Here is a 23830-nt window from a genome sequence, read left to right as displayed (position 1 = left end):
TCTCGTTTTAATTGAACTTTAATTATTGTTTTTACACTCGTGATTTTCTAAATTCGGTAGCCGAAGAATGCCGGAAAGACAAAGGTTGCCCCGACAATGAAAAGGCAGGCACCAGCCAACGTGAGAATCTGCTTGGTGATTCCTTCATCGCCAGCGGTCATCTTGATGTATATCTGGAATACGGATATAATCACAAATACTCCTGCAACCGCATAAATGATATATTGCACATACAGCATCATCGTCACCACGTAATCGTGCATGGATGCCAATGCGTCTGCTCCCCAGGAATAATTCACGCTGCCGCTTTTGGCGAACGCTGAATAGGGAAGCAACATACAGAGTATGCTTGTGATTCTTTTGCTGTTGCATCGGGTCATAGTTCGTCTATTAGTGGTTTTGTCGTTACATCGCCATTGGATTTGGGATTGGCAAGACCTTTTTCCATCATCAGCTTATAAAGGTCTGCGGAATTGTATGGGTTGGAAAAGGTGACCTGTGCCTCTTCCATATTTGCCATGACCTTGTTGTTGAGTGCTTCAACGACATTCTGTTTGGGCTTTTCGCTGTCGGTGGAATTATTTTCTGACACAGTTTGAGCTTCATCGACATAGTGTGTTTCATACTCGTTGTCTCCGATATTGAACCCTCTCGCGTTTTCCACCACACTGATGCTTTCTTCCGCATTAAATTCGCTCACATCAAACTCTTCTTCGTCGGATTTCTTTTTATCACCATTCCCGTGAAGGTCTTTTGCGATTACTATTGCGTAATAGACGAAGTATGCAGCGGTCAATACAAGGGCGAAAATAAAATATGCTTTCATGCTTTTATAGTCTGAATTTATAGTATGATTAAAATATGAACGCAAAGGAAATACAATATTTTCATACTCTGAAAAATATCTGCACAAATGCGTGGAATCTTAACCATTATTCGAGTAAAATCCGATTTCATACTCAATTTTCATACTTTAGCCGATTCTATCGGCGTTTTTGCAAGGGGATATGAACAAAAAAAGCTCTCCGCTTAGGGAGAGCCTTTCATTGGTAGTATTGTGCTATCGGAGGGAAGAAAAAGACTAACGCCTTTTGCCTCTCAAGTAGTCATTCAGGTCTTTGTAATTGTAATAACTATCCGAATGGTCGGTCACACGGCTGTCGTACAACCCGGCAATGGTCTCGACAGTCTTCTGCCCGGCAAGGTCGTTATCCAAATAACAATGTATGAAAACATATTGCTCCAGCTCCACAAAGCACTTCTTCAAATTACTGACGGAGTTCATCACGATAAAGTCGGTCGGGCAATCTACGCAAACATGGAAGTCGTCTTTTCTATGAAGTTCCATATAAGAGAGAAAATCCATGAAACCCTCGAAAACACAGACGTGACTTTGTATAATATCTTTCTCCTGCCTGATGACGGAGATATCCTTTCCCTTGATACATCCTTTATAATATGGATTGCGAACTTCATAACCGCCCTTGCAGTTTTCAAATGCTATGGCATAATAGTGTCGTTTGCGCAGTTCATAATGCACTTCTTTGCAATAAGCCTTGCCGGTTCCTTCACTTATGCCTCTTGAACGCAGATAAGACAATAGGGCGTAGTGGCTCAAATCAACCACTTCTAAATTCTCCATCTCATCTTCTACAGGGCAAGGTAGGGCTGTCCTACTCTGCAACTGTTGTATAGGTACACCTATGGCGTTCTCGCTGATGCGTACCAATACCGTGCTTATATCAGATGTACGGTATAGATGTCTGCCTAAATCTATGATGTCACCCCCCGGCTGACAGCCCAAAATCATACCATTCGTTCAAATTGTCGTTGACCTTGAAAGACGGGGTACGTTCCTCCCTTAATGGCGAGAGATACCAATACTGATATCCTTTGACATTGACAGGAAGGTAGCCGACTATCCGCAGATATTCTACAAGTCGTATCTGTTTTGCTTCTTTGATATTCATTTTAGTATGGTTTACTTATATATACCCACAAACTAAACCGTAATGGTTAAAGATGGAATGAACTGTTATAGGAGTATGTGCGGCCGTTTTTTGTAATGGCATGATGTTCCAGCAGGAATTTGCATAAGTTTACCAACGTGTTTCTTCCCCTTGAATACCCAATACTTTCATATCCCTTCTTTAGAGCTTCAAGTAAGGACTGATAGCCATATTCCGCACATTCTGCAAAAGTCGATTCTAATGCGGTTCGGTGTTGCTGCTCGGTCATATCTGTATATGAAGCCAGCCTGTCCATTCTGTTCTTTTTGAATTGATGTTCTTCTACCAAGTGAGGGAGAGAATCTTCTCCGATTTCAAATGCAAAAGGCGTAAACTCCCTGTCTCTTATGTGCATAGCCCTCACTTCACTGATTTTTCCATTTTCATTGTTTTTTGATATTTGCAGGATGGTCTCCGCCTTATTGTTGAGTTCTGTTCCTATATGTCCCCTGGTATTGTCATCACCTTTGTTCAAGTGTAATACTGTATGGATGTGCAATTCATAATAGCTTGACCATCTCATCAGTTCGTTGATTATGTCAAGAGATTCGCTGGGACTGTTTATATCATGGATTAAGTCACGGATACCATCAATGATTACAAGCCCAATGTTTTGTTCCTCATGGAGTGCCCAGCGTATAATGTCTCTTCTTTGGTCAGGGGTATATTCCCGTAGGACCAAAAATTGGATCTTGTCATTTTCTTGGTCGGTAGGCAGGTCTGCCAGTTTGAGGATTCGATGAAGCACCTTATGACAATGGCATTTGCTCTGTTCGGTGTCAATGTATAGGATTCTATTCTTGCATGGTGGCAGTTCAGCCTTGTACTTCAGAACCTCCTTTCCCGATAAAGCAGATGCGACAATGGCACTGACATTGAATGTCTTTTTGCTCTTTGGTTTGCCGGTGGAAGCACTGAAATTTCCTATCGTAGCAATGGTAACGCCATCTATTTGCACGATTTCTTGCGGAAACTCGTACTTTTCGGTAACACTCAGTCGTATATATTTCAACAATGACCTGTATTTTGCCTCGTCTATCCGATAATTGTTCGGCTGCATTATCTCATGTTCTTGTTGCATTATTTTTTTCCTCCTTTTGTTGATTTGTTCCTATTCTTCTGCTCCAATGCGTAGGCAATGATATTGGCTTGCCTTTCAATCTCCTGATTGGAGAAGGAAGGGTTACGCTTTACCCATTGATTCACGTCATCCCTAAGAATGAATATGTTTTTTCCATTGGGCTTATACACTGTAAATTCTTTCTGCATAGTTAACTTATAGACATAGCTTTTGGAAACTTGCAGGTAGGCTGCCACTTCGTCTATGCTAAGGAAGTCTTTTGCCAAATAAGCTATTTTCTCCACATTTTCAAGATGGGATAACAGTTCGGACAAAGAGCCGAACCGTTTCAGAAAATTTTCGACCCTCAATATTTCTTGTTGAAAGCTTTCCAAGGATTTGTTTTCAAGGAATGATTTCAACCCCTCCATACGGGAAAGCAATAAATCTATTTCTTTTCTGTTCATATTTGCTCTTTTGTTATGGCGGAAGATTCTCCGGCTGTTTGTACCTGATTCCTCATTGCCCATTCACAAAGCTCTTTTCTGTTGAAATACACCAATTTGCCATTTGGTTTATAATGAGGTATTTGTTTCAGAGAAGTGAGCTTGTAGATATAGCTCTCGGATAGTCCAAGATATGCAGAGGCTTCAGCGGTGGTAAGCACTTCTTTGACCGCCCAGAAACGCTCTTTCAACTGAACTATGTAATTTTCAAGAACATGGATTTTATCGATCTCGTTAATCTTTTGTTCTAATGATTGGATACGTTCAAAGGGTTTCTCTGAAGCCATCATAGAGATCATGTTTTCCATTTTGGAAAACATCTTATTTTCATTTGTCGTTCTTCTATGTCTCATTGATAGATGTTGTTAAATTAGACAATATGAGGTATGCCCTCCGTGTGTAATCGATTACGGAGGGCAAAGATAGATGCGTGTATTCAACTGATTATGTTGATATTATTGAGTATCAACATAACTCTCAACACTCGTCTCAACAAATTTTCATTCCTTTGTTACACTTCTCTGTTTTTGATTAGAGTGATGTATTTGTCTATGATAGCCAGAAACTGCTTTTCTGCGATATTAGGAGCTGTGTCTTTTATTCGATTGAGCGTGGAAGACATATCGTGTTGGTTCAGGTGTTTCTTTCCGGAAGAACTGATGATAAGTCGTTTCTTGGCGATTACCGATTGCCAGTTATAGGTTATCACATCGTGTGATGCCAGTTTGTCTAACAGTAAGACTAATTTGGTGTTATTGTTAGAGGTTACAGTCTGCAATGTGTCTGTTGCGTAGCGTGTAACAACATTGTCTGTATTCAAGACTTCCTTAAACAAACAGACCTCATTGGCAAGTTGCACAATGAGGTCAAGAGTATGTCTGTCGAGCGGAGGCCTGATGTTGGATTCTTGTCCGTTCTGCATAGTATTCCCAGAATCACCACAGCCGGATTCTAAGGCGGTTCCAGGCAGGTCAATGGCATAAAATTCGTTCAGAAGTGTCGAGATGCCGTTTTCGTCCAATATGTCATGGTCGAAATGTTTGCGAACCAATCTCTCATGTTTTCTCAAAAGCTCTATTACCGTGTGATAGTTCTTTTGATGTTCATTTTTGCTCCATGCGTCTGTTGCATCATGAAACCGTTTTGAATGGATAAAGTCAAGCACATAACGCCTGTAGCTTTTTTGTCGTGTGGCGACTTCTTCCTTGTAAGATACATAGGCTTGTTCAACCAACCGGAATAGCCCTTCTTTACCGGTCTGCGCTGGTGTTCCTTGAACACCACGCATCGCTCTTTTCAAAAAGAGAGAGGTGCAAAGATAATTTCTTTGTCATAAGATAATGAATTAAGTGCTAATACTTTCCTTTATGGAGGAAGTTATATCTGCATTTTTATTTTTGTTGCTAAGATAGTTATCAGCAATGGTTTTTAAGCGGATGTCGTATGTCGCAAGCAATCCTTTTTTGACGATAAAACGGAAATTGCAGTCCATGCTCTGTCGGTTCGGGGTCTTGCCACCTCGCAACCGGAAACAGTTTGCGCACTTTACCCATACATCATAGGGATTGTGTGGCTTAAAGGTCAAGTGAACGAAGTACATAAGCAGAGCTTGTGTTTTCATCCATACTATTGGATGTTCAAATATTGTTTCGTCAAAGATCCCTCTGAATGTGGTAAATTCCGTGCTGGGGTCAATATATCCGCCTTCAAGCAATGCGGAGAACATCGAATGTATGTCTTCTTCGCTGCTTGTGCTGTGGAAGACAACCTTGCTCGTATGGATGAGCCGTTCATCTGAGGTTTCTCTTTTAGCTGTATTTTCAATGTGGTTAAACTTGTCGCAAATAGCTTTTAATTTGACGTCATACCTATCCAGCCAGCCTGCACGCTTTATCCAGCTGTAGCCTGATACGAAACAGGCTTTATGAGGAGAGTGCCCATCTATGCTGAAGCAGCATTCTCCTTTTATCCATAAATCTTTTTTGTTGAATTTATAAAATGCCAGATATACAAAGTATGACAGTTGCCGTTGTGCCTTTATCCATTCTATCGGCTTGCTGAATTTCGTTTTGTCAAATATGCCGGCAAAAGTCTCAAATGGCGTACTTGGTGCTATGTAGCCATATTTCACCAAGTCATGATACAGCATCCTTATGTCTTGTTCGCTTTGTGGCGTATAGAAAGTCTTAGCCTCGTGTATCGGTTCAAACTCAGTAAAGTCAACTTCCGGATATAGGGCTTTGGTCGTATCGTAAAGTGCTGTATTATATCTTGGCACACGGCTAGTGCTGAATCGCTTTCCATTTTCCCTTTTCCATTGTTTTTCAAAATGGACGTAGGGGCTGGAGAGTTTGCAGATGGTAGATATGGCATAGGCTATTACTTTCAGTTGCAACGGTTTGGTCTGTGGCATCGGCTGATAATGCTCATCCAAGAGACCGGCACGTATGGCTCTTTGTAATAATGTAGCCACTTGCTCATTAGCTAAAGGCCCTGTCAAATCCTTATATTCGCCTTTCGATTTTTCTCTTTGCTCTTCACAAAGCGAAAGCAACGCTTGCATGTTTTTCGCATAACTGTCAATGACCTTGACGTATGTGGAATCAATATCCTGCTTATGGTTTTGTACATAGTTAACCACAGGGGTTGTAAACTCATTATTTGTTATTAGGTCGGCCAAAAGAGGAGAGGGAGCTTGTTCCATGTATTGATAAATCTCTTTTGTCCATTTCCCGATATTCGCCCACGAAGGATCCAGTGCTTCAAATTCGATTTCATCGTCCAAATCCAACTGGCTTTTCATCTCTCCGATGATTCGGGTAATCTTCGTTATCTTAATGACGGTCTCTTGTCTTGTCATAAGCATAGAATTTAATCAATGTCAGGAATCAACGATACGGCATTCTGCTTGTTCTTATCAAGCACCTTCGCATAGATTTGTGTTGTTGCCAGTTCTTTGTGGCCCAACAGTTTTGATACGGTGTAAATGTCTGCGCCCAAATCAAGCATGAGTACGGCGAAGGTATGGCGGGCTGCATGGAGTATAAAGTAAAAAGCAATAGCTAACAAGGTTGAACAGATAAATCGTAACGTGTTGGAAATAAGCAGATATTCATCATTTTGCTTAAAGTTGAAAAAGCAATGAAGTGCAGAATATTGAGCGGTTTCAGTTACCAAAACGTTAGCTGTCCAGTTACCTGAACAGTATAGGTAACGGTGAGCAAATCAAGTAATCTGAGACCGGATAATTTCTCACTGATTTACAATGTTTTGCATATCAAAGGACGCTTATAAGAATTGTAGTTTTACAACAAAAAATGTAAGCGTATGAAGATTGAAAAATTCAAGGTGTTGCTTTACCTTAAAAGAAGCGGAACAGACAAGAACGGAAAAACTCCGATCATGGGCAGAATTACGGTAAACCGTAGTGTAGCACAATTCAGTTGTAAACTGAATTGCAGTGAGAAACTTTGGAATCCGAGGGAAAGCCGGTTGAACGGCAAAAGTAAGGAAGCGGTGGAAACCAATGCCAAAATAGACAGGCTGCTTGTTTCCATACACAAAGCATTTGATACCCTTGTAGAACGGAAAACCGATTTCGATGCCGTTTCAGTAAAAAATCTGTTTCAAGGTGGAATGGACAGCCGCATGACTCTGCTCAAACTTTTTGACCGTCACATAGAAGAAGTCAAATCTCTTGTCGGTGTGGAATATTCATTACGAACGATACCCAATTATATTTATACGCGGCAACGACTTGCCGAATTTATATCCAGCCGTTATAAGGTTTCCGATCTTGCTTTCGGACAATTGAACGAGCAGTTCATAAGGGAGTTTCAGGAATATGTGGTCATAAAGTGTGGATTAAGTGTTGAAACCGTGCGCCATTATCTGGCTCTACTTAAGCGGGTCTGTCGTATAGCCTTTAAGGAAGGACATTCTGACAAATATCATTTTGAACATTACACTTTGCCAAAGAAACTGGAGAAGCCACCGAGAGCATTGAGCCGTGAGGATTTTGAAAAACTCCGTGATTTGGAAATAGAGGAACACCGCTGGTCGCATATTACTACCAGAGATCTTTTTCTTTTCGCCTGTTATACTGGAACCTCTTATATTGATGTAGTGTCCATAACCGAAACAAACCTTGTAAAGGATGACAGCGGAGCTTTATGGCTGAAATATCAGCGAGGAAAGAACGGAAAATTATGCCGTGTCAAACTGCTTCCGGAAGCAATAGAGCTTATCGAAAAATACCGCAGCAAATCACGAAAGACACTATTTCCACATATAGAACACGGGGCATTGATGTGGAACTTGTCCAGTCTGAAGGTTATGGCCGGAATAGACGGTCCGCTTACCTATCATATTGGACGGCACTCGTTTTCGACTCTGATCACACTCGAAAACGGTGTACCGATAGAAACGGTCAGCAGAATGCTGGGGCATTCAGACATTTCTACTACCCAGATTTATGCGCGGGTTACTCCAAAGAAACTTTTTGAAGACATGGATAAATATATAGAGGCTACCAAAGACTTGAAACTTGTACTCTGATAATAAGTATCACCAATAAAATAAATTATACGATTATGCGCAGCACATTTTCAATATTACCATACATAAACCGCAATAAAGTAAAGGCAGACGGTACCACATCCGTCATGTGCCGAATTTCCATAGACGGCAAGAGCAGTGTATTTTCCACAGGGATATATTGCCGTCCCGAGGACTGGAATACCGAAAAGGGGGAAATCAGGGAGCAAAGAGCGAACAACCGTTTGATTGAACTCCGCAACAAGTTGGAACAGACTTATGAAAAGTACTTGAAAACAAAAGGTGTTGTCAGTGCAGAACTGCTTAAAAATGAGATTACACAGGCCAATACAGTGCCGGAATACCTTCTTCAGGCCGGAGAAGAGGAACGTGAACGGCTCAGAGTCCGTTCAGTTGAAATCCGGTCTACCTCCAGTTACAGGCAGTCAAAAAGCACACAGGCTTACCTACGCGAATATCTGCTCACATTAAAAATGACGGATATAGCATTTGAGGACATTACGGAAGATTTCGGTTATGGTTTCAAACAGTTTGTCAAGTCAAAAGGCTGCAAGGCTTCTCATATAAATCATTGTATGACGTGGCTGAACAGGCTGATCTATATAGCTGTTGACAGGGAAATTTTACGCTTCAATCCGATAGCTGATGTTTCTTACGAAAAGAAGGAAGCCCCCAAGCTGAACCATATCAGCCGGAGCCAGCTGCAACTGATTATGGAACGTCCGATGCCCAACAAATGGCAGGAACTCACACGGCGTGTCTTTATCTTCTCTGCCTTCACTTCATTAGCATACGTGGATATGAAGGAACTTTATCCCCATCATATCGGCAAGACTGCTGAAGGAAGGCGTTATATCCGCATTAACCGCAAGAAAACCGGAGTTGAATCCTTTATACCACTTCATCCGGTTGCCGAGCAGATATTGGAACTTTATAATACCACGGATGATACGAAACCGGTATTTCCTCTTCCTAATCGGGATATGCTCTGGTATGCCGTAAATGAGATAGGGGTACTGGCAGGAGTCAAAGGAACACTCAGCCATCATCAGGCACGACATACGTTCGGAACATTGCTACTTTCTGCCGGCGTTCCAATAGAAAGTATCAGTAAAATGATGGGGCATACAAATATCAAGACAACTCAGGTATATGCCAGGGTTACTGATGATAAGATCTCAGAAGATATGGACAAACTAATGGAGAAAAGAAAGAGCAGCAGTCAAACCGATAAAAAACAGACCAATATATGAAAAGAGAACCAATAACAATCAATGAAAGTGGAAATATTATTATACAAACGAGCAATCCTTCTGAAATTTGGATGAACGAGCCGGAACTGATTTCTTTCTTTAACGTAATTGCACCAACTTTCAGAGCAGCAGTCCGGACTGTTTATAAGAAAGGTACATTAAATCCGGGGTTAGTGGAAAAACGAATCAAACAGAAAGACGGTTGTTACGAGAATTTTTATAATGTGGAAATGATTTTTGCGCTGGCATTCCTATTGGATACTTATCCGGCAGACCGATTGCGGAAATATCTGATAACAAAAGCTATAAAAGGAAGTACAGGTTCTTTGGTCTATATTATTGGCAAAAATCATTCCTATCTGAAATGTTAGATTTCTGTCTTAAAAAAGCAATAGCCGACAGCAGGCGGATAATTCCAGCCTGTCTGTCGGCTATTGTTATACACGCAGACTAGATGCGGTTTACTTTGTAGGCTTCCCGATAATTCTCCTGAAGCATTTTCTCAATATCACTCTCCCGGTAAAGGATTTTACCGCCTAACTGGTAATAGGATATTCTCCCTTCATTACGATAATCCTGAAGCGTACGTCTGCTCAGTTTCAACTGTGCCGACACTTCCTTGTCGGTCAGATAGCGTTCGCCGCCCAGCACGGGACGGTTTCCGACCGCCAGATTCTCAATCCCGACCAGCATACGGTCAAGACTTCCCATGATACGGTGTACCCATTCTCTGCTGTCTGTTCTCAGTTCACTCATGTTATTATGGATTTAGTGGTTATTGTTTAACTGTTATATGTTACGACCTCTGTAATGAGCCTCTTTTCTTCTGTCCTCAACTTTCTTGACGATACCCTGCACATCTTCCGGCTTATAGAATATCTTGTGATTGATTTGAGAAAAAGGCAGTGTACCGTTATCACGGAGTGTCTGCAGGGTACGGGGCGAAATGTTCAGATACCGGCATACGTCCTGATTGTCCATCCACTTGTGCAGCGTCCTATCGTTCTCCCGGTTGCAAATTTCCATGACCCGATGCTCAAAGTATTCAAACTTACGCACCAATTCCTCAAACAGTTGTTTTTCTATTCCTACAAATTCCATATCGTTTCCTTTTTTGTTGATTGATGTTTATTCTTTTTTCGTTGTTTGCGACAAAGAAAAGCCATATATTCTGAAAGGCAATGGTTTCAGCCTAACTGGCAGCATGTGGCGCTGATTATCCTAGTTATGAGACCACTTTCATATCCTTTTCTGCAAATATTCCTATATTCAGGGACTCCATCCAATAATGAATTACAGAATAAAAGATCTATGAATCTGATTCAATAAAGGTCCATAGCAATGGATAAGGAATGGTTTATTTCCATGTAACCTTACTTCATCACTTTTCCAAACCATTGATTAGATAAGGAAGCAAAGAAGTGTTCCTTCAATGATTCACAGACATGAATATTTACTACAGTACGACAATACGACATTAAGTCAGTAAATATTCAAGTCAATATATCAGTAACTGTTTGAATCCCCGGTTCATTGTTTCATCAAACAGGAAAAATGCCGCATTCCACACCGATTGCCCTGCATACAAACTGCAATAGGTCACATTGTTGCCACATCCCGACCAACTGTTTGACTATTGGAAACTTATATTCTTTTTTTGCCAGACAATTTATTCCGAGATATATCGGAACATGGCAAACAAAATGAGAAAATACATGATGAACAGAAACGAAAAAACAGGTCTGTCCCCTCCATAAAATGATACCAACAACGGTATTATTTCTCCCCAATTTATAGGGAGCATATTCAAAGACGCTCAAAATAGCGGGACTCTGATTTTTAGTGGAGCAAGTTTGTGTTTCGGGCATACCGAAACGGCTTGTTCCTACTCTTGAAACTCGTGGAAGCCACATCCCATCGGTCTCTAATCAGTATCAACAGAATAAGCAAGAAAAATTAAATCAAGACAGATGAACAAAACGAAAATTCGATGGAATGAATAAGAGAGATTGTCCCAAAGAGGAAGCGGCTGACAAGCTGAAATACCGCCTTACGGTAAAGATGGCGACATCGGACTACTATACGCTGAAAGGCAAGGCTCGAAGTGCGGGGAATATCCGCCGGGGAGTTCTTGCACGAGTGCATGAGAAGTAGCTACGTAAAGGAACAGCTCACAGCGGAACATACGGATTATGTCCGAAAGTTCTGCGGCATGACGAACAACCTGAACCAGCTTGCGCACAAGGCGAATGCAGTAGCCTTCGTCACGGTGAGGATGGAGTGTCGCATGCTCGTGGCACGAATTGAGGAACTCTCAATCTTATCCTCCTATGATAGCCAAAATCATCAAGGGAAGCAACTTCAAAGATATGGTGAGCTACATTCTTGACAAGGAAAAGGATGCCAAAATTTTCGTATGTGATGGCTTATTTGTAAAAAAATAAGAAGACACTTACCAACAGTCTTGAGGCGCACTCCATAAGAGTGCCTCAAAACTGTTGCTATTTCCTTACACGGAAATATTGTTCAATGAGAATATTATCATGCCCCAATTATGGATTTTAGAGTCGATAATAATAACTTTTTTCTTTCAGTTATAAATGTTACAAAATCATTGAAATCCAAGCTGGTATTCTGTGGAATAAGATGTGATGCTAAATCTATATTATTATCCTTTACCCAATCTTTCAAATCCTCATCGTTTTTCGATTCGTTTGATGCACCGGAAAGTAATTGAAGGTTTAATATAGAATTCCAGTTTTCGGGATCCTTATAAAAACGATATTTTTCTGAATCAGAAAAATCACTCTCTTTTAGCTTATTGAATTTACTTGCAGGATGTAAATGATCTTTATGATATATAACTTTATCATATTGCAGGTGCGAATAAAGTAATGCTAAAATTGTATAACAATCGGGAGCATCCTTTTGTGTCTTTAATATATCGTCAATTACCTCATCGCTTAATGACAGACTCTTGGCATCGTCACTTGCAAACTCTGCTTTGATTTGCTCAAAAGGAAATCTGTTTTCTATAATATTATTTTTGAGGACTTTCCTAATACGGGACAATACACTATCAGATTGACCACCAAATACACCTTTGAGTAATGAAATGCATAGCCATTTTCGCATATCTGTCTTTTCTTCTTGATGTATATAGTCTTTTAATATCTCTTTCTCAAGATTTTTATGATAAATATAGTAAACAATAGGAATAATTGCATTTTTTGCTCTAAGACTTGAATCATTAAAGCCCCATTTCTTTAACAATTCAAATGTTACCTCAATACTTTCTTTTATTCGATCCCAGTTTTTATCAAACACACTAACACTATCTGAATTGAAATTTGCTACCTGAAATTTTATATTGTCATTGAACAATACTAGACAACATTTTAGAATTAAGTCAGCGGATATAATAAAATTGTTATTATATACTGCATCTACCAATGACTTAAATTCTTTTCGTGCATCTTTCTCCCAATTAGCTGTTGTTATAGACATTAATAGGTTGGAAAAACTAAGAGGTTCTCCCCCACTGTTAGTTCTAATGAATATGTCGAGTACAGTATCAATATCCTGATTTTCTTCTTGATAATAATTAATAAGTTTGTTATCAAAAATCACCTTTCTCAATTTCCTCAAGGTTGATTTTGCATATTTCTTATCTTTCCAAGGTCTTGAGTCTATAAAATCATCAAGAGCATCGTCTTCTCTGTAATCGTAAATATCGCCAACCAAAAATAAATCCTCAGTTTCGTTTAGTTTGGCAAACTCGTTATCCGATAGGAATTTAAAATTGTAAATCATCTTTCTTTCATCATCTTTGGGAAGTTGTGATGACAAGTTAATATAAAGTCGTCTTGTAGGTAAGCAGTCTTCATTATCTTTCCACCACTTTCTTGGCATCTTATATGCATAAGTACCCTTTAACCCCAAATATAACGATGTCAATCTCTGCTGACCATCTATAACAGCCATAAAGTCCGAGTAGCCTTTTGTGGATATGTATGGATTTTCATCTTTAAAAAAAGCTCTATATTCTTTGAGAAACTCATAAAACTTGTAATTGTTTTTGGTTTGACTACTTGTAACGTTCCATATCATAAATGAATTAATAGGATAATCTCTCATAATACTATCGAACAACACTTCAATCTGTTCGCTTGACCATACAAATTTTCTTTGTATTGCAGGGAGTAAGAATTTTCTTTGTTCAATATACTCTATCGCATCGCTGATGCTAATTGGAGTTTTAAAACCGCTATTTATCATAATTTTGAAAGTTTACATTTATCAATCATCCATTGGCGAAATTAAATCAGCGCATATTTAACCTTGCCAATAGGTTTGTTATTTTTATAGTTGATGTATTGTAGGATTGTAAGTGCGCTAATCTTCCCTATACAAATTATACATATCCGACACCCATCCTTTCAATGTCTTTCTTAAAGATGCCGGAGAAATGACCTCTATCATGGCTCCTGCACTAAGTAATCTCATTGTAAAATCGAATGTAGGAGCAAGGAATAACTCAAAGTCAGCATATTCACCGTTATCTTCCAGCAACTTCTGGCTATGATGCAAGGGAAGCGAGTTCATATATGGAATATGATCACGGTAGGCTCTGATAACTATCCGTTCGGGCTTTATATTGCCGTCGGATATAATTCCGTAATAATTTGAGAAGTAATCTGAAGCGGAAAAATCTTTGGGAAGCTTAAATGTGTCCGTTGTTATTTCCAAATCTTCAATGCGGTCAAGCCCGTAAATCCGGTAATCATTATAGTGGATATTGTGAGCCAGAACATACCATCGGTTTTCAAACAGTTTTACACAGTAAGGCTCGATCGGAAACGTGTGACTATTTAACTTGTTGAACCCGCAATAAGTGATTGTCACGACATGGTTTTCCCTCATCGCTTCAAGTAATGTGTCCAAATGGTTGTAGGCAGACGGAATTTTGCTGACCAGAATCCGGTTTTTCAGTGAAAGGTTCTCGCTGATAAGGTTGCTTACGGCAAACGAGTCGAGCATCCATTTTTTCAGTTCATCTTCATCAATGTCCTCCGGATTCTCTATATAATAAAGATAACCACCGGTTCTTTGACAAGAGATGATTATACCGAACTGACTGAAAATAGCATCTTTCCATCGGTTGAACGTAGCACGGCTCAAAGGCTTGTAATCACTCAGAGCCTTGTTGCGCTCCCAGCGGTCAGAAATCTCTTCCAGGGAAATCTTCCCCGCCCGGCGAATTGTCTCTATCAGCCATGTGTATTTTTGGAGTTGTAACATACTATATTTTGTTGGTTGCAACAAAGTTAATAAAAACTTGTAGCACTCAGTGCAATATCTCGGTAAATACCGCATAATTAATTGAAATATTTGATTATTAACTGAATCATATAGCCTTGAAATTGAAAGTCTGGTGTATGACGCAGTCAATACTGACAGTTTCACTTAAATTATTTTCGCTGCATACTAGGCTTGCATTACTATTTGGATATTTCTTTGTGTAACAATTTTAGGGATGCTGCTCGGAGCCTATGCCCTCCTTTGGAATCCAACAATAATCTGTAACCAGATTCGAAAACCATTGTCATACTGTCAAGCATATCGGCATCTCCTATAAGTTCGTCATGCACGGCGAACAAGGCATAGTTCTTTGTCCCACTCACTGCCTTATGACTACTCTTATATTCCGTAAAACGTCTGCAAACCGCTTCGTCAAGTGTATATTCAGTATTGCCGTCCTGCCTTTCTACAAAATAAGAATATGTCCCGAATCCTATCTTGGAACAGATAAGTTCCGCTATATTCATTGCCGGGTTGCAAATCACCTTTGCCGCACATGGAGCATCGGCATAAAATACATAATACCCGCCCAATGAAGTCCCCATTAATAAGGATGGATTGAACTTACTGACGGCTGTATTGATTTTTGCTACTGATTCTAACGGATTTTCATTTACCTCAAGTGCTATCCACTCGTATTCGGAGAATATTTTACGTACCGTACGGACTGTTGTCGATGTAGCACCGGATCCAAGTCCATGCACGTAGATGGCAATAGGCTTTACATCGTTCTTATTAATGAATGTTGTACACATATTAGTATGGTTTACTTCAATACATTGCAAAAATATCCTCCTCATGTCTCACTTTTATATACAGCAATGGAATCGTTTCTGCTTGTATCGCAAATTGAGCCAGTAATCTTTTATTTTTGTTGGCAAAGAAAACATTCGAGATGAAAATATTGCATATTTCAGACACGCATGGCTGTCACAGACGGTTGCACAATTTGCCACAGGCTGACATCGTTGTGCATTCGGGCGACTTTACCATGAACGGCAGCGAGCAGGAAGCGTTGGATTTCATGAACTGGTTCTGCGACCTTCCTTGTCCGCAAAAGATATTCATTTGCGGCAACCACGATGACTGTCTTTACGGTGCCACCATTGACGGGCTTGATGGCAATGTGCATTATCTGTGCAATTCCGGTGTAGAAATCGAAGGCCTGAAATTCTATGGTGTTCCGATGTTCATGGGCGACTGCATTAGTGACCGCCAAATCAAACATTATGCAAATATCCCTGATGATACGGACATTCTCATTACCCATACGCCACCTTTCGGCATCCTCGACTTTGACGACAATATCAATTACGGCTCGGAAGAACTCCTTGGTCGTATTTCGGTTGTCCAACCTCGGCTACATCTTTTCGGACATATCCATGCCCAATATGGAATGACTATCCTTAATGGGATAACCTTTTCAAATGGAGCAGTCATGAATGCTGATTATACAAATTTTAGAAAACCGAGTCTTATAGAAATTTAAACCAAACAAGTATTACAGTGGAAACAACACTTTATTCTACATTCTTAGATGACAAAGAAATTACCTGCCAGATTTACGAGATGCTAGCAAATGACGTTTTAGGCAAAGAACAATTAGAAAAGATAAAGTTGCGATATGATGATATGTACCGCAATTTCTTCAGTTATTCAAAAGAAGAAGCCGTGAAATTGATAAAATCGGGAACAGAAGCCTGTGTCTGGGAATTTAGTAAAGGAGTTGAACCATTCACTCCTAAGGGTTGGAACCGTTATTATGAAGACACTATTACCGTGCCTATACCTATAACCCATCCAGATTTCAAGGATTTGACTACACGCACAGAAAAACGTGGAGCGATAGGCCTTGACCTTCCTACATGGTTCAACCTAAAAAATACTGACAAGCGGATTATGCTTGTGGCACAAGACCCACTGCGAGGCAATACATGGTATTCCGATGTTGATAAATTCCCAAAGGGAAAGACCGGATGCAAAGAAGATTATATCTGCATAGACGCGTTGGTGGCTTCTCCGTTTGGACTGCATGGTAAAAGTTGGAGGGATAAAAAGAATGGAGGTGGCAGAATGGCATTGCTTGTTGAAAAACTTATTGAACACGGTTATGGCGTTTACCTTACCGATTGCAGGAAATATTTTGTATATGACCATAAGGAGTCGGACATTTATTCTTTGAAGAAAAAGACTATCTATAAAAGAATATTGGAAAAAGAAATTAGCATAATACGACCTAGCTGCATTGTCGCAATGGGCAATCAGGCATATTCTTACTGCAAAGAACTTCTTGGCAATGATCCAAGAGTCAAATATGCACCTCATTTTTCCGGAACGGCAACATGGAAAGCGAAAGATTTTTCCGACATACCCCTAAAACAGAAAATTTCGATAGAAGAACTTGCAGAAAAATATATGAAATATATTATTACTATATGCAAATGATGACAAATAATCGATTATAAAGTACGATTTTTTTAAGACCTGTACCGACAAATGATACACCCTCACCATACTTTTGTGCTGTAATCATAAAAGCAGCATAAAGATGAAAGAAGCAAAGACAGGGAAAATCGAAATTGAGACGGATAGACTTATAATCAGAACTCCCGAGGATAAGGATGACCATGATATTTTTGTTCTGATGAGTGACCGGGAAATTGCGGCAAGTACAGGATTCAGGCCGATGAATACGCTGAGCGAGGCAGAGGGGAAAATCCGCAGGGAGATGGATGGCGGGCTGATGTTCTGTATTTTGGAAAAGAATCTTCCGGAAAAGGTTCTCGGTGTTTTTGAAATCACTCCGCACAAAACAAATACTGTTTCGGGTGAGAAATGCAACTATGAGATATGTTATTTCCTCCATAAAGAAGCCCGAGGGAAAGGCTATATGACGGAAGTTGTGAAGAGAATGAAACGCTATCTGTTCGATGAACGGATGGCTGACTCGCTGACCATTGCAGTCCTGCCACGGAATGACGCCTCTCGCAGAGTCGCCCTGAAAAGCGGCTTTACATACGAAGGTCTGGAAAAGAAATGCGGCATGAATTATCTTGATGAAGTTGTCGACCTTGAATATTATACCATTTATAAAGAAGAATACCTTAATCCTGATGAAAAAATACGTAAGGAAAAGCAGACCATCGCATCAAAGCAGAAATGGATTAATGACGGTGGCATTCTTTACCCGATTCCGGGCTATGCTTCGTTGCTCACTTCTCCCGGCAACGGGATATTCCGCATCTATGAGCAACCGCAGACAGAACGCTTGGGACTGGAGAAGATAGATGATACTTTCCGATTCGATTTCAAGATTTATAACCTTGACTGCGAGGATATTATGTCGAAAATTATAAAGACATGGACTTCAGACCTGTTCAGAGAAAGCAACAAGAATCTTGGAGTGATTTTCAACGGCATTAAAGGAACAGGTAAGACAATCGCTGCTAAACAGCTCTGTAACCGCATTGGACTACCGGTGATTGTCATCTCAAAACCCGTTAACGGGATGTTGGAGTTTATACAATCGCTGCATTTTGAGAGTGCTATTCTTATTGATGAAGCCGAAAAAACTTTCCGTGAAGAACAGGAAGTTCTGCTCAAAATGATTGACGGAGTTTACAACGACATGCGGAAACTGTATATTCTGACCACCAATAAGCTGTCAATTGACGAGAATCTTCTGGGGCGTCCGGGGCGTATCCGTTATATCAAGGAGTTCTCCAATTTGTCGGCGAAGGCTGTCAATGATGTTATCAATGACAATCTTAAAGACATATCTTTGAAAGAAGAAGTGTTGAAAGTAGTTGACAGTCTGGAAATTTCTACCATAGATATTCTGAAAGCCATTATAGACGAATGCAATATTATGGGGGCTGTTCCGTCAGATTCGACTTTGAACATTCCGAGGGCTAAATACAGAATGCAGATTATCAGTTTCGACAGTCTTGACTTGAAGTCCCATCAGGAACTGAAAGACTATATTAAAGAGCATTTGAATTACAATGAAACGGTAGTTGGTTGGCTTCAGAAAGTCATCGGTACGGATGAAAGCAAGAAAAAGCCGAAAAAAAACATGGATTTGATAAATGAAATGTTTGATTGCGATGTGAATATAGAATGGCAGGCAACCTCATCGCTGGCTACATATATCGGCAAGCGAATCGGACATAGGACGGTCATTTCAGAACCTGACAAATACGGTTTTTTTACAGTCGAATCCGATTGGGACGGTACGGAGTTATGGTGCCTATGCAATGAAATTGACATACCGTCACTTTATAGAGGAAACTTATAGCATAATAACATGAAGGACAGTATAAAAGATAAAATTGCCGGTTGCCTTTACGGACAAGCTGTCGGGGATGCTCTCGGACTTGGGACAGAGTTCATGAGCAAGGCCGAAGTTAAGCGCAATTATCCTGACGGGCTTTCTGAATACAGTCAGATAATTCAGGATTACCATAGGAAACGATGGAATAAAGGCGATTGGACGGATGATACAGATATGATGCTCTGTATAGCAAAGGCTATTGTTAAAGACCGTTGCATTAATCCAGAAACCGTAGCCCATAATTTCAAGCAGTGGTTCAAAAACAGGCCGATGGGGATAGGAAGACATACATATAACGTGCTTGCATTGTATGATGATGAATTGAACCCGGTAAATGCGGCTGAAATAACCTGGAATTTATCAAACCGGAATAGCGCACCCAACGGAGGAATAATGAGGACATCTGTCGTTGGCCTTTGGGATGAAGACGTAGTTCAAAATGCAGAAAAGATTTGCAAGTTGACACATGCGGATCCCAGATGCATCGGGTCATGCGTTATCATATCGGAACTGATAAATCATTTCGTCTGGCACAACATGGAACTCCCATTTGAGGATATTCTTGAAATCGCAGACAGATATGACACAAGAATACGGAAATATCTATTGCTTGCCAAAAACGGAGAGCTTGCCGATTTGAACCTTGATGAAAAAACGACAATGGGTTATACTTTAAAGCCGCTTGCTTGTGCGGTATGGTGTTTATATCATGTCAATAGCTTTAAAGAGGGGCTTTTAAAAATTGTCAATGCTGGTGGCGATGCTGATACGAATGCAGCCGTGGCCTGTGCCGTATTGGGGGCTAAATATGGTATGGCAGGAATTCCTGAATATTATGTCGATAGTCTGAATCAAAAGAATGTATATGAATGTATAATCAATGAACTGGCAAATGTTTTGCTCAATTAAATAAACGGATAATATGAACAGCTGTATTTTAAGTAAGGAAGATATTCTTTGTATGCAGTACGCCGGAATGAAAGCGTCACAGATCATGACTCCAAAACTTATGCCGGAAGAGTATGCAGAAGCATTTGAAGCATATATTGATAAAGCAGAAAGTGTTATGTCGATGCAAGAGGAGTATGGTGTCATTACATTGACCTTTCAAGATGACAATTTCCCTCATTCGCTTAGGAAAATAGGAAACGATTGTCCGCCAATAATTCACTGCATAGGGGATTTGTCACTTCTTGCTCCAACAGCCAATCGCATTGCCGTCATCGGTGCACGCGCTGCTTCACCAATTGGATTGAGAAAAGCATACGAATTAGGAAATAAATATGCGAAAGAAGGTAATATTATAGTCAGTGGCCTTGCTTTGGGCTGTGACAAATCGGCGCATGAGGGTTGCCTTGATGCCGACGGACGAACAATAGCCATTGTTGCATCTGGTCTTAACATTACACATCCGATAGAAAACGCACCGCTCCAACAGCGGATTTTGGAAAATGGAGGACTTATTCTTTCCGAACAACCTTTTGGTGTGAAGGCCAATCCGACAAGGCTTGTCGCACGCAACAGGTTGCAGGCCGCATTGTCAAGCACTGTTATCTTGGCAGAATGCCCGCAGCAGAGTGGCAGTATGCACACCATGCGTTTTGCCCGCAAATATCACAAACGCTGTCTCGTAGTCTCATATCCGGAATACAGTGATAAAAATGCGGGTAATGAATTATTAATCAATTTGAACCTTGCAAGAAGTATCTGAAATATGAAGAAAGTCTTGATATTCCCGGCACCTTTTCTCACCCAAAAGACAACTGCGGACCAACAGAATGATTATATGTTTTCATTGCTGAAGGACGAAGTGGCTTTGGAAGGGATAGGTGATTTTATAGAAGTCAATGCTTTGAATAAATCGGATTATTGCGAGGAAGTTCGCAGGATCATTGCAGAACAGAAACCGAACTGGGTAATTGCCTCAGGTGAATCGGCTACGGCTTGTATTAATCTTCACCAGCAAAAGAAAATTTTAATTAACCCCTTTGTGAAATGGGGCGATTTGAATAATGTCCCCGATTATGCCCGTCTGCATACATACGGTTTCTTTGGAGCATTGCCAGAACAAGAAAAAAGTTGTGAATTGTTTCAGACCGTCTATCCTAATGTATCATGGTTTGTCAATATTCCTAATTTGAGTTTGATTGATATTAAAGATATTTTCATAGAGATTATTAGTAACAGACTAAATGAGTAGCAATATGATTATCAAAGGACAATACACATCGACAGAAATATTCACCGAAAACATCGAAGAAGCCGCCTTGCAGTGGGTAAGGGAACAATGTGACCATCCGGCTTTCGAGGGAGTAAGAATTGTGCAGATGCCCGATGTACATGCAGGAAATTCCTGTAATGTCGGTACGGCGTATCGAATAGGGACATACCTTAATCCGGATCATGTGGGCGTCGATATCGGATGTACCATTTCCATGCATAGACTTTCTTCCGTAGTTGCATCGGAAGATTTTGCCTTGCTTGACCATAAAATACGTGGGGTTATTCCGACCGGTATGGAAATTTGTGAAAAGAATAGTCTTAATGAAAAAGAACTGTTCCGCTTTCTCAATTCGCAATACCAAAGAGCACGATCATCCGCTCCCGACCTGATTAACGAAGTGCCACGCATAGATGCCCGTTTTGTTTCGGACTTCTGCCGCAGGATAAAGCTTCAAGAAGCTATCTTTTATAAAAGTTTAGGCACCCTCGGAGGTGGCAATCACTTTATTGAATATGGAGAGGATGACAAGACGCAGGAAGGATGGCTCACAATACATTGTGGTTCCCGGAATGTGGGAGTAAAAGTTGCCAACCATTGGCACAACATTGCGCAAAATCCCAAGCGGGCACAATTTATCGGCTATCTGTGGGGAGATGCGCTCAATGGATATCTGTCCGACATGATTGTGGCACAGGCGTATGCCCTATATAATCATCAAATCATCCGTGACCGTATTTTTGCCATACTGAAGAAACTCTGCAAGGCAAAATGTGTGGAGTCTCTATTTACCACCCACAATTATATTTCTGTATGCGAAGACTATCCCATGCTGCGCAAAGGGGCAGTTGAAGCTGCAGAAGGAGAACGCTTTTGTCTGCCTTTCAACATGCGTGACGGCATTGCCATCTGTGTGGGCAAAGGGAATGCAGATTGGAACTGTTCCGCTCCGCATGGAGCCGGACGTGCCATGTCGAGAAATGCCGCCAAGAAGAATATCGGGATGGACGATTTTGAGATGTCTATGAGCGGTATATTCTCTACATCTGTCTGCCCCGGCACTCTTGATGAATCACCACAGGCATATAAATCTATGGAGGAAATATTGCGTCTGATTGAGCCGACCGCCGAAGTCATTACAATGGTCAAACCGCGTATAAACATTAAAGACATTCCCCAATGAAGAAGTATATACAACTTACAGCCGGACGGGGACCTGCGGAGTGTGCCCGTGCTGTTGCGCTCGTCGCCCGCGAACTGTTGAAGGATTTTCCGGATGCAGAACTTGTGGAAAGTGAACCGCATAATACGGAGCCGGATTGCTATATGTCGATGCTGTTTCTTGCTGAAGTTGATGTCGTTAAAGAGCTGGAGTGGACAGGTACTATACTGTGGCGGGCGACGTCAAACCGTTACCGTCCCGGCTATCCTCGTAAGAATTGGTTTGTCGGAGTGGAATTTATCGAACCAGTTACACTTCCGGAAGTGTCTGATAAAGATATTGTTTACGAAACGATGCGCTCCGGTGGGCATGGCGGGCAGAACGTCAACAAAGTGGAGACTGCGGTTCGCGCCACTCATTTTCCTACCGGGCTTTCCGTCAGATGCTGTTCACAACGTTCACAGTCACAAAACAAGGAAATGGCACGCAGTCTGCTTCTTTTGAAATTACAGCAAGCAAACGATTCTGCCGCAGCATTGTTTCGCTCGTCCAAATGGGGCAAGCATACTACACTCTTACGTGGGAATCCCGTGAAAACATTCTCGGGACCGTTATAACCTGTAATTTTGAAAAACAAGATATAGTAGGGTAATATTTTCAAAACATTTCAAATACAAAAATGACCGCAGGTCAGAAACAGGTTGCCCGACTTCGGAGGAGCAACCAGGCGGCAAGGCTTGCGGGAGTAACCCGCAAGGTTTCGAGTTACTCGAAACATACCTTGCTGCTGCCTTTTCGGCAGTAACCGAAAAGCCTTCGAGTAACTCGAAGGACACCTTGCTGTGCTTTTGAGAGCACAAGAAATCCGTCAATAAACGGATTTGAACAAGTGTTGTTATTTCGGCTTTCAAAGCATCGTTTCCCGATGCCCAAGCTGCCCAAAAGAAGAAAGGGAATAGGGCGGTGTGCAAGCCTGCACCTTATTGAGATTACAGGGAACAAAGCCGGATTTTCATCCTTTTGAGAAACAGACAATAGTGCCAATTCGGATGTCAATATGTGCCAATCACAACCAAAACAGACATTAGACCAATAAGGAAATGCTATTTTGAGCAAATACATCCTCGCTTGTTTACAAGCTCAGCGAACCAATGGTTTGCTAAAACAATGAAGAACAGAACCCGACAACCAAGAAAGTAATTCAATGCAGATAGGAAGCAACATAGTTTCAATGATATGCTGGTTTGCTGTCGTGCTGTTGTGCTGGTTTACAACAGCGAAACTTCAAATAAAGGTATCAGCAATGGATTGTGGCTTTAGAGAGGTGGAGTTTGAATGATATAAATCGGTGGTACAATACATCCGTCT

The 23830-nt window shown here is 40.8% G+C and carries 23 protein-coding genes and 3 pseudogenes; 12 read left to right on the top strand and 14 right to left on the bottom strand.

Annotation, left to right across the window (positions count from 1 at the left end; all coding sequences use genetic code 11):
- Positions 1-47: 47 nt before the first annotated feature.
- From M3085_RS06960 to M3085_RS06920, 9 genes and pseudogenes are all read right to left on the bottom strand, one after another.
- The gene (locus M3085_RS06960; protein ID WP_249052610.1) at positions 48-380 is read right to left on the bottom strand and encodes a DUF4134 domain-containing protein; all 333 of its coding nucleotides are present in this window, start codon (positions 378-380) and stop codon (positions 48-50) included.
- The gene (locus M3085_RS06955) at positions 377-826 is read right to left on the bottom strand and encodes a hypothetical protein (protein ID WP_249052609.1); all 450 of its coding nucleotides are present in this window, start codon (positions 824-826) and stop codon (positions 377-379) included. The genes M3085_RS06960 and M3085_RS06955 overlap by 4 nt, the downstream gene beginning before the upstream one ends.
- 255 nt (positions 827-1081) lie before the next feature.
- Positions 1082-1970: pseudogene (locus tag M3085_RS06950) on the bottom strand (toprim domain-containing protein).
- A gap of 46 nt (positions 1971-2016) precedes the next feature.
- The gene (locus M3085_RS06945; RefSeq protein ID WP_249052666.1) at positions 2017-3069 is read right to left on the bottom strand and encodes an AAA family ATPase; all 1053 of its coding nucleotides are present in this window, start codon (positions 3067-3069) and stop codon (positions 2017-2019) included.
- 20 nt (positions 3070-3089) lie between these two features.
- On the bottom strand, positions 3090-3536 hold the full coding sequence (locus tag M3085_RS06940; RefSeq protein WP_249052607.1) for a helix-turn-helix domain-containing protein: 447 nt from the start codon (positions 3534-3536) through the stop codon (positions 3090-3092).
- Positions 3533-3928, bottom strand: coding sequence for a helix-turn-helix domain-containing protein (locus M3085_RS06935; protein WP_249052606.1), 396 nt, complete (start codon positions 3926-3928; stop codon positions 3533-3535). Before M3085_RS06935 ends, M3085_RS06940 begins: the two co-directional genes overlap by 4 nt.
- 158 nt (positions 3929-4086) lie before the next feature.
- On the bottom strand, positions 4087-4863 hold the full coding sequence (locus tag M3085_RS06930) for a hypothetical protein (protein WP_249052605.1): 777 nt from the start codon (positions 4861-4863) through the stop codon (positions 4087-4089).
- 57 nt (positions 4864-4920) lie between these two features.
- On the bottom strand, positions 4921-6435 hold the full coding sequence (locus M3085_RS06925; RefSeq protein ID WP_249052604.1) for a hypothetical protein: 1515 nt from the start codon (positions 6433-6435) through the stop codon (positions 4921-4923).
- Between the two features lie 11 nt (positions 6436-6446).
- Positions 6447-6614 (bottom strand): annotated as a pseudogene (locus M3085_RS06920) (tyrosine-type recombinase/integrase); the annotation flags it as partial.
- A 288-nt stretch (positions 6615-6902) separates the two neighbouring features.
- Between M3085_RS06920 and M3085_RS06915 the strand changes: the two are divergent.
- Genes M3085_RS06915 through M3085_RS06905 form a run of 3 tightly spaced genes read left to right on the top strand, consistent with a single transcriptional unit; the run spans position 6903 to position 9756 of the window.
- Positions 6903-8132, top strand: a complete 1230-nt coding sequence (locus tag M3085_RS06915; RefSeq protein ID WP_249052603.1) for a site-specific integrase — start codon at positions 6903-6905, stop codon at positions 8130-8132.
- 35 nt (positions 8133-8167) lie between these two features.
- On the top strand, positions 8168-9385 hold the full coding sequence (locus M3085_RS06910; RefSeq protein ID WP_249052602.1) for a site-specific integrase: 1218 nt from the start codon (positions 8168-8170) through the stop codon (positions 9383-9385).
- Positions 9382-9756 carry a hypothetical protein gene (locus M3085_RS06905; RefSeq protein ID WP_249052601.1) on the top strand — a complete coding sequence of 125 codons (375 nt, stop codon included), beginning with the start codon at positions 9382-9384 and terminating at the stop codon, positions 9754-9756. The genes M3085_RS06910 and M3085_RS06905 overlap by 4 nt, the downstream gene beginning before the upstream one ends.
- Before the next feature lie 79 nt (positions 9757-9835).
- Here the strand turns inward: M3085_RS06905 and M3085_RS06900 are convergent, their stop codons facing one another.
- Entirely contained in the window at positions 9836-10141 is a 306-nt protein-coding gene (locus M3085_RS06900; RefSeq protein WP_068855435.1) for a helix-turn-helix domain-containing protein, read from the bottom strand.
- A 33-nt stretch (positions 10142-10174) separates the two neighbouring features.
- Positions 10175-10486, bottom strand: a complete 312-nt coding sequence (locus M3085_RS06895) for a helix-turn-helix domain-containing protein (RefSeq protein WP_117969134.1) — start codon at positions 10484-10486, stop codon at positions 10175-10177.
- An 894-nt stretch (positions 10487-11380) separates the two neighbouring features.
- On the opposite strand from M3085_RS06895, the pseudogene M3085_RS06890 reads away from it, so the two are divergent.
- A pseudogene (locus M3085_RS06890) lies at positions 11381-11699 on the top strand (plasmid mobilization protein); the annotation flags it as partial.
- 227 nt (positions 11700-11926) lie between these two features.
- Here the strand turns inward: M3085_RS06890 and M3085_RS06885 are convergent.
- The 3 genes from M3085_RS06885 to M3085_RS06875 all read right to left on the bottom strand — a co-directional run bounded on the left by M3085_RS06885 (position 11927) and on the right by M3085_RS06875 (position 15501).
- Positions 11927-13663 carry a DUF262 domain-containing protein gene (locus M3085_RS06885; RefSeq protein ID WP_249052600.1) on the bottom strand — a complete coding sequence of 579 codons (1737 nt, stop codon included), beginning with the start codon at positions 13661-13663 and terminating at the stop codon, positions 11927-11929.
- 117 nt (positions 13664-13780) lie between these two features.
- Positions 13781-14686 (bottom strand): helix-turn-helix transcriptional regulator, encoded by a 906-nt coding sequence (locus M3085_RS06880; protein WP_204395808.1) that lies wholly within the window; start codon positions 14684-14686, stop codon positions 13781-13783.
- Between the two features lie 200 nt (positions 14687-14886).
- A complete protein-coding gene (locus M3085_RS06875) occupies positions 14887-15501 on the bottom strand; it encodes a YqiA/YcfP family alpha/beta fold hydrolase (protein WP_249052599.1) in 615 nt (204 codons plus the stop codon).
- A gap of 140 nt (positions 15502-15641) precedes the next feature.
- Here M3085_RS06875 and M3085_RS06870 point away from each other — a divergent pair, with 140 nt between their 5' ends.
- The 8 genes from M3085_RS06870 (at position 15642) to prfH (ending at position 23079) form a co-directional block, all read left to right on the top strand.
- Positions 15642-16235: a metallophosphoesterase gene (locus tag M3085_RS06870; RefSeq protein WP_249052598.1), complete on the top strand. Its 594-nt coding sequence runs from the start codon at positions 15642-15644 to the stop codon at positions 16233-16235.
- Positions 16236-16252: 17 nt separating this feature from the next.
- Entirely contained in the window at positions 16253-17191 is a 939-nt protein-coding gene (locus tag M3085_RS06865; RefSeq protein ID WP_249052597.1) for a hypothetical protein, read from the top strand.
- A gap of 103 nt (positions 17192-17294) precedes the next feature.
- On the top strand, positions 17295-19043 hold the full coding sequence (locus M3085_RS06860; protein ID WP_249052596.1) for a GNAT family N-acetyltransferase: 1749 nt from the start codon (positions 17295-17297) through the stop codon (positions 19041-19043).
- 9 nt (positions 19044-19052) lie between these two features.
- Positions 19053-19988: an ADP-ribosylglycohydrolase family protein gene (locus M3085_RS06855; protein WP_249052595.1), complete on the top strand. Its 936-nt coding sequence runs from the start codon at positions 19053-19055 to the stop codon at positions 19986-19988.
- Positions 19989-20001: 13 nt separating this feature from the next.
- The gene (locus M3085_RS06850) at positions 20002-20790 is read left to right on the top strand and encodes a DNA-processing protein DprA (RefSeq protein ID WP_249052594.1); all 789 of its coding nucleotides are present in this window, start codon (positions 20002-20004) and stop codon (positions 20788-20790) included.
- A gap of 3 nt (positions 20791-20793) precedes the next feature.
- Positions 20794-21279: a hypothetical protein gene (locus M3085_RS06845; protein WP_249052593.1), complete on the top strand. Its 486-nt coding sequence runs from the start codon at positions 20794-20796 to the stop codon at positions 21277-21279.
- Positions 21280-21283: 4 nt separating this feature from the next.
- Complete coding sequence (locus tag M3085_RS06840; RefSeq protein WP_249052592.1) at positions 21284-22483, top strand: RtcB family protein; 1200 nt, start codon at positions 21284-21286, stop codon at positions 22481-22483.
- Entirely contained in the window at positions 22480-23079 is a 600-nt protein-coding gene (gene prfH, locus M3085_RS06835) for a peptide chain release factor H (protein ID WP_204395820.1), read from the top strand. The genes M3085_RS06840 and prfH overlap by 4 nt, the downstream gene beginning before the upstream one ends.
- Positions 23080-23830 lie beyond the last annotated feature (751 nt).

The organism is Bacteroides caecicola (genome assembly GCF_023337095.1).
GTDB classification, from domain to species: domain Bacteria; phylum Bacteroidota; class Bacteroidia; order Bacteroidales; family Bacteroidaceae; genus Phocaeicola; species Phocaeicola gallinarum.
Note: the sequence above shows the minus strand (reverse complement) of the source record. Positions and strands in the feature narration are given on the sequence as shown.